Source organism: Promicromonospora sp. NPDC060204 (assembly GCF_042728455.1).
GTDB lineage: Bacteria > Actinomycetota > Actinomycetes > Actinomycetales > Cellulomonadaceae > Promicromonospora.
In genome coordinates, this window is the sequence record NZ_JBHWZO010000366.1 from 1 (window position 1) to 4,800 (window position 4,800).

Here is a 4,800-nt window from a genome sequence, read left to right on the forward strand (position 1 = left end):
GACACGGGGTTCGCCGAGGCGGCTCGGGCGGGACGGGAGTCGGGGCTGGCGACAGGGCGGGATTCGGGGCACGAGCCGGGCTGGGAGCGGCTCGTCGCGGTCACGCTCGCTTCGTGAACGTGGCGCCCGCCCAGACGTAGCCCACCAGGGCGATCGCGACGCACCAGCCGACGGCGACCAGTGCGGTGCCGAGCGACGGCGTGCCGGCGAGCAGCCCCCGGACGGTCTCGATGATCGGCGTGAACGGCTGGTATTTCGCGAACTGCGCCAGCCCGGGGCCCATCGTGTCGGCCGGGACGATCGCGCTGCTGAAGAACGGCAGCATGACCAGCGGCACGGAGGCCAGGCCCGCCGTCTCGGGCGACTTCGCGGCCAGGCCGAGCGCGACGGTCAGCCAGCCGGTCGCGAACCCGAGCAGTACCACCATGCCGGCCACGCCCAGCCAGTCCAGAGCCCCCGCCGCGGGGCCGAACCCGAGCAGGAAGGCCACCCCGAGCAGGGCCGCGACGGCCACGACGTTGGTGAGCAGGCTGGCCACGACGTGGCCCGTCAGCACGGCGCTGCGCGAGACGTCCATGACCTTGAACCGGTTGATGATCCCCTTGGTCATGTCGGAGTTGACCGCGGTGGCCGTGGACCCGAGGCCGTAGCAGACGGCCAGCAGGATCAGGCCGGGGGTCGCGTAGTCGATGTAGTCGACGCCCACGTCGAAGGCGTCGCCGAACATGTAGACGAACATCAGCAGGATGATGATCGGCATCAGCACGGCGTTGAAGACGGCGGTCGGGTTGCGGGCGATGTGCTTGAAGTTCCGGCGCAGCATGACGACGGCGTGGGGCGCGGCGCTCATCGGGCGGCCTCCTTCTCGGTCGTGGGGTCGGTCGTCGGTGTGGTCGGCGCGGCGGCGGCGTGTCCCGTCAGGGCGAGGAAGACGTCGTCCAGGTCGGGGGTGTGCACGGACAGCTCCTCCGCGCTCAGGGAGTACTCGTCGAGCCGGTCCAGCAGGGTGCGCAGGGACCGGGTGCCACCGTCGCCGGGCACGCGCAGGCTGAGCGCGTCGTCGTCCCGCGTGGCGTCGGCCAGGACCCGTGCGGCGGCGTCGAGCTCCGCGACCGTGGCGAACCGCAGCCGCACGTGGGTGCCGGGGATCTGGCGCTTCAGCTCGTCGGCCGTGCCCTGGGCCACGATGCGGCCCTGGTCCAGGACGGCGATCCGGTCGGCGAGCTGGTCGGCCTCCTCCAGGTACTGCGTGGTCAGGAAGATGGTCACGCCGTCGGCCACCAGGTCGCGGATGATCGCCCACATGGTGCGGCGGCTGCGCGGGTCCAGGCCCGTGGTGGGCTCGTCCAGGAAGATGATCCCCGGGTCGCCCACCAGGGTCATCGCCAGGTCGAGCTTGCGGCGCATGCCGCCCGAGTAGGTCGACGCCGGCTTGTGCGCCGCCTCGGTCAGCTCGAAGCGCTCCAGCAGCTCCGCGACGGACCGGCCGCCGGCCCGGCCGTTGAGATCGACCATGAGCTGGAGGTTCTCGGTCCCCGTGAGCAGCTCGTCGACGGCGGCGAACTGGCCGGTCACGCCGATCGCGGCGCGCACTGCCTTCGCCTCGGTCGCGAGGTCGTGGCCGGCGACGCGTGCCGTGCCGCCGTCGGGCCGGGTCAGGGTGGTCAGCAGGTTCACCGTCGTCGTCTTGCCGGCGCCGTTGGGGCCGAGCAGCGAGAAGATGGTGCCGGCCCGGACGTCGAGGTCGATGCCGTCGAGCACCACCTTGTCCTTGAACGTCTTGCGCAGTCCCGAGACCGCGATCGCGAGGTCGCTCATCACATGACCCCCAGCATCAGGGCGACGGTGCCGCCGGTGGCCATGAGCAGCGTGGTGCCGGCGTGCATGCCGATCGACAGCCGCAGGTCCTGCTTCTTCCAGACGAACCACGGGCCGGGGAAGAAGAAGATCACGCGGGACAGGAACACCCAGGGCGACCAGAGGTGGTAGAGCGAGAAGAGGACGGTGCTGAGCACCGGCGCCCAGGCGCCCAGGTGGGCCAGGCGCGGCATCAGGAAGCCGCGGAACCAGTACTCCTCGATGAGCGGCAGCGTGAAGCCCGTGAACGGGATGGACGCGGCCAGCGTGATGATCATGACCGTGCGGTCGTTGCCCTCCAGGTACGTGGTGGCGCTGGCGCCGACGTCGTCGAACGGGAGCCACGTGAAGAAGGCCTCGAAGACGGCGGTGTCCAGGACGGTGAGCACCGAGGACAGCACGATGAACCAGGCCATGAGGCCGGCGATCATGCCGATCAGGCGGCCGCGCGGGACCGGCTTGTCCAGGTAGCCGAGCACGCCCCGCAGGGTGTAGCGGCCGGTGCGGTAGCGGCCGAGCCAGAGCAGGCCGAACTGGAGCGGGTAGAGCACGATGACCAGGGCGATCGCCCAGCCGAGGAACGACGGGTAGTCGATGGCCCGCACCAGCGGCTGGGCGACGAGCAGGTAGACGGCGACGATCAGGACGCCGGGCACGAGGTGCAGCGCGATGGAAAGGGGCAGCGAGTGGCGCTCGGCGAGCAGCAGCTCGGCGACGCGGTTGGTACGCGTGTCTTCGACGAAGGCCGTGGGGCCGGACAGGTTCTCCATGCCGAGGATGCTGTCGGTACCCGCGGACACGACGCTGACACGGCCCTGACACGGCTCCCGGACCGCCGTCAGCACGTATCACCCGTTCGTTTGCACAACTCCTGGTGTGCAGTGGCACTATTGCCCGGCCGGTCCGGCCGGACACTCTATGCAGAGGGGGCAGTGCGCGTGACGAACACGGGTGCGCGTCGGGCCGACGTCGCCAGGCTCCGCACCGCGTTGGCCGGGCTGTCGGACGACGCCGCACCGTCGAGCAGGACCGGGCCGTCAGGCACCGCCGGGCGGCACGGCGACCGCGTACCGCGCCCCGAGTGCCGCTCGACGCGGGCCTCGATCCACGACTACCTCTCGGGGCGGCTGCTCCCCTACCGCCGGCACCGGCTGGAGCGGCATCTGGACGGCTGCGCGGCGTGCATCCGCGCGTTCATCGACGTCCGCCAGGTGTCCTGGAACCGCAGCGCCCTGGTCCGGCGGCTGGTCGCCGAGGACCACCGGGGCGGGCGGCACCGCCGTCCGCCCCGGCGCTCGGGTCAGCCCGCGCGGACCGCCACCTCGAAGACCCGGGCCACGTCCGGGGTGTAGTTCGACGGGTCCGTGATCACGAGCCGCACCTGGTCGACGGCGGCTGCCGGTCCGGGCACGCTGACCAGGCCGAGCGTGTTGTCGTCGAAGGCGCCCGCCTGCTGCCACCCGGCGGAGGTGTGCACCTCGACCGTGAAGTCGCGCAGCACGTTGACCGAGCCGCCGCCGATGAACCCGCTGTACACGTCGACCTGGTCGACGACGGTCGGCGCGTCGAGCGTGATCGTCAGGGTGGGCGTGGTGTCCCCGGCCGCCGACAGCCAGCGGCCCGCGTTGGTGCAGTCGCCGTCCACCGCCCTGGCCGCGCCGGTGGTGGAGCTGTTGGACGACGACGCGACCGCCGTGGCCCCGACCGCCGCGTGGTCGGCGCACGGCGACGCGTACGGCTGGTCGGCGAGCCACGCCTTGATCATCGCGCCCTGGTGCTCGCCGCCGAGCAGGTTCCAGTCGTGGTCGAACATCTGCGGCTTCCAGTAGTTGTCGAAGATCCATGCCGTCCAGCTGATGTGCGGCCGGGCGTCGAGGTACTGGCGCAGCGGGATGCCCCAGCCCGACGTCGTGCCCTGCGTGACGGTCGGGTCGGAGAACTCGCCGGGCGGGTTCCAGCCGAACTCCGTCAGGATCACCGGGATCTGCTGGGCCGCGTTCCCGAACTTGGCGTCCAGGTTCGTGGCCGTGGCGTCCCCCTGGTTGGGGTACAGGTGGTAGACGTACGCGATGTCGTTCCCGGCGATCGGGTCGGCCGCCGCCTGGTTGACGTACGTGCTCCACTGCGGGCCGCCCATGAGCAGCAGCGTGTCCGGTGCGACCGCCCGGATGTCGTCCACCACCGGCTGGATGTACGCCTTCCAGGTGGCCCAGCTCGCGGGGGCGACCGGCTCGTTGAACACCTCGTAGATGACGTTCGGCACGTCGGCGTACAAGGGCGCCACGTAGTCCCAGAACTCCGCGACCGTGGACTGCGGCACGCCCGTGCTGCCGTAGTCGGACACGTAGTGCAGGTCCACGATGATGTAGATGCCCAGGTCCACGGCCTGCTGCACGTAGGGGTCCACGTACTGGGCCACGTTGTCCTCGACGCTGAGCGACCCCCAGACCGTGACGGGCAGGCGCACGACGTCGGACTGCCAGCCGTCGGACACGGTCATGTCGATCACGTCGGAGATCGGCCTCGGGTGGCACTCGGGGCACTCGGCGTTGTGCCGCGGCGCCAGCACGGACACGCCCCGCAGCTGGACGGGGGTGCCGGCGGCGTTGACGATCTTGTTGCCGGAGGTGCCCAGCCGGGAGACGGCGGCGGGGGCGGCCTCGGCGGCGGGCGCGGCACCGGCGGCTTCCGACGCCGGGACCGCGAGGCCGAGGCCGGCCACGACGAGCGCGAGCGTCGCGGCGGCGAGCGCGTGCCGCCGGGGCGGCCGGGCGGCGGGTCGGGAGACGGGCGGAGCAGGGCTGGTGAGCTGGGGCGCGCGGCCCCCGAACAGGATGTTTCGCAGCACGATGGTTCTCCGTTCTTCGTTGAACGAGCAGTCGGGCTCCATGATGAAGAGCAGCACAGCTGAGATCGGTCGGATGCCTTGAGATCGGTCGGTCG

At 71.4% G+C, this 4,800-nt stretch carries 5 protein-coding genes; 1 reads left to right on the forward strand and 4 read right to left on the reverse strand.

Features of this window, described 5'->3' with window-relative positions; all coding sequences use genetic code 11:
• Positions 1-100: 100 nt before the first annotated feature.
• From ACFWEJ_RS27285 to ACFWEJ_RS27295, 3 genes are read right to left on the reverse strand one after another with little or no spacing between them, the layout of a single operon-like run.
• On the reverse strand, positions 101-850 hold the full coding sequence (locus tag ACFWEJ_RS27285; RefSeq protein ID WP_377232314.1) for an ABC transporter permease: 750 nt from the start codon (positions 848-850) through the stop codon (positions 101-103).
• On the reverse strand, positions 847-1,818 hold the full coding sequence (locus ACFWEJ_RS27290) for an ATP-binding cassette domain-containing protein (protein WP_377232315.1): 972 nt from the start codon (positions 1,816-1,818) through the stop codon (positions 847-849). Before ACFWEJ_RS27290 ends, ACFWEJ_RS27285 begins: the two co-directional genes overlap by 4 nt.
• Positions 1,818-2,627 (reverse strand): CPBP family intramembrane glutamic endopeptidase, encoded by an 810-nt coding sequence (locus ACFWEJ_RS27295; protein WP_377232316.1) that lies wholly within the window; start codon positions 2,625-2,627, stop codon positions 1,818-1,820. The genes ACFWEJ_RS27290 and ACFWEJ_RS27295 overlap by 1 nt, the downstream gene beginning before the upstream one ends.
• 168 nt (positions 2,628-2,795) lie before the next feature.
• On the opposite strand from ACFWEJ_RS27295, the gene ACFWEJ_RS27300 reads away from it, so the two are divergent.
• Entirely contained in the window at positions 2,796-3,209 is a 414-nt protein-coding gene (locus ACFWEJ_RS27300; RefSeq protein WP_377232317.1) for a zf-HC2 domain-containing protein, read from the forward strand.
• Here the strand turns inward: ACFWEJ_RS27300 and ACFWEJ_RS27305 are convergent.
• Positions 3,158-4,800, reverse strand: a 1,643-nt coding sequence (locus tag ACFWEJ_RS27305; protein ID WP_377232318.1) for a cellulase family glycosylhydrolase, incomplete at its 5' end; no start/stop codon positions are given. The two genes, ACFWEJ_RS27300 and ACFWEJ_RS27305, sit on opposite strands and share 52 nt — an antisense overlap.

What these genes read in the sequence shown, in the direction of transcription:
- ACFWEJ_RS27285 (WP_377232314.1), bottom strand. Translation starts at nt 850, where the DNA reads ATGAGCGCCGCGCCCCACGCCGTCGTCATGCTGCGCCGGAACTTCAAG.
- ACFWEJ_RS27290 (WP_377232315.1), bottom strand. Translation starts at nt 1,818, where the DNA reads ATGAGCGACCTCGCGATCGCGGTCTCGGGACTGCGCAAGACGTTCAAG.
- ACFWEJ_RS27295 (WP_377232316.1), bottom strand. Translation starts at nt 2,627, where the DNA reads ATGGAGAACCTGTCCGGCCCCACGGCCTTCGTCGAAGACACGCGTACC.